The organism is Halopseudomonas yangmingensis (genome assembly GCF_900114825.1).
GTDB classification, from domain to species: Bacteria; Pseudomonadota; Gammaproteobacteria; order Pseudomonadales; family Pseudomonadaceae; genus Halopseudomonas; species Halopseudomonas yangmingensis.
Map to the genome: position 1 here is coordinate 1 of NZ_FOUI01000046.1, position 1,248 is coordinate 1,248.

Here is a 1,248-nt window from a genome sequence, read left to right on the forward strand (position 1 = left end):
CGGAGCAATGTCGCCGAGAGCAGGTTGGCTGCATCAAAAATACCGTCGATTGGCGCTGGAACCGTGCCAATCTGAATTGATCAGCGATTCCCTAGGGCACGGGTTGTCCTGACCACCACAACCAGATAAATCAGTAAAATTTACATGGTGACGAGTTATATTAATTCTGATTTCACCATCATTATAAGTTTTCAAATACCCATAACTTGAGCTATCAGAGCGCTCAACCCAGGCTGAATTTTTATAATAGCTAACTATCTCATCTTTGATTCTGTCAAAATCATTATGACTTATCGAGTGCACGGCAGTGCTGCGCGAATACCTAATAACACATATCCTTTCGTTTTTTATATAGGCCATTACATGAAGGCCTATGGGATTGCTGTGAGGAGAGGTACTTATTACATCATAATGGGCATTTGGCGCCGGATCAGGCTCAAAGTCCAACCCATCAAGAACGCTAATGTGCTGTCCAACACATTTTCCTGGAAATGTATAGGGATCACATTTTTCATCAGAAAATGAGCCTGCTGAGATGAAGCAGCTGCAAAGGCACAGGATTTTAAATATTTTCTTCCTCATATTTTATTTCCCTTCATCCGCCTGCCCATTTACTGAGTAAGTAACCGACGAAACATCCTCATACTCTGCTTTAGTGCATTTTCTAACGTCACCTTCGGGAAAGCTGTGACAATTACGAATCGGCTCTCCAGCAGCACGTGCAGCCGTAGTTTCGGGACCCGTGATTACTCTATACTCTTCATTGTTAGTATATCCGTCATCTCGTAAGATCCCCTCGTCACGCTCAAAAATATCTTGATTTGTCATATATTGATGAGCATGAGCGAATTCATGCAACAATATTAATGCTGGAGACTGAACGCTGTTAGTGCCATCTAGGATTCTATTTCCTTCTCTTGGATTCCAGAAAATTGATATAGGCGAACTAACTGCGGCGTCAATATTTCCACAGTCATCATACTCTATATACTCAGGACGAAAATTCGGTTTCATGCTATTGCCGATTCTGATCAGATGAAGCTCAACATCCAACATATCTAACTCTCTAAAATATTGATCCAAAAGTGGCAGATATTGCCGTGCAAACTCTACATCGCGCTTAAAGTCAGGATCATTCTCTGGAAACACAATCAGCAACCCCAATGGATCAAACCTGGCTATAGGATTACCAGCCACATACCCAAAGGTATTCACCCCACCCATCAACCCAATCGGATCACTCTGCGT

At 42.5% G+C, this 1,248-nt stretch carries 2 protein-coding genes; both read right to left on the reverse strand.

The annotated features are described in order from the left end of the window. Positions 1-33: 33 nt before the first annotated feature. Positions 34-582, reverse strand: a complete 549-nt coding sequence (locus BMZ23_RS14940; RefSeq protein WP_143069634.1) for a hypothetical protein — start codon at positions 580-582, stop codon at positions 34-36. A gap of 3 nt (positions 583-585) precedes the next feature. Then, positions 586-1,248 (reverse strand): RHS repeat-associated core domain-containing protein (locus tag BMZ23_RS15025; protein ID WP_218143628.1); only part of this gene is annotated, 663 nt, incomplete at its 5' end.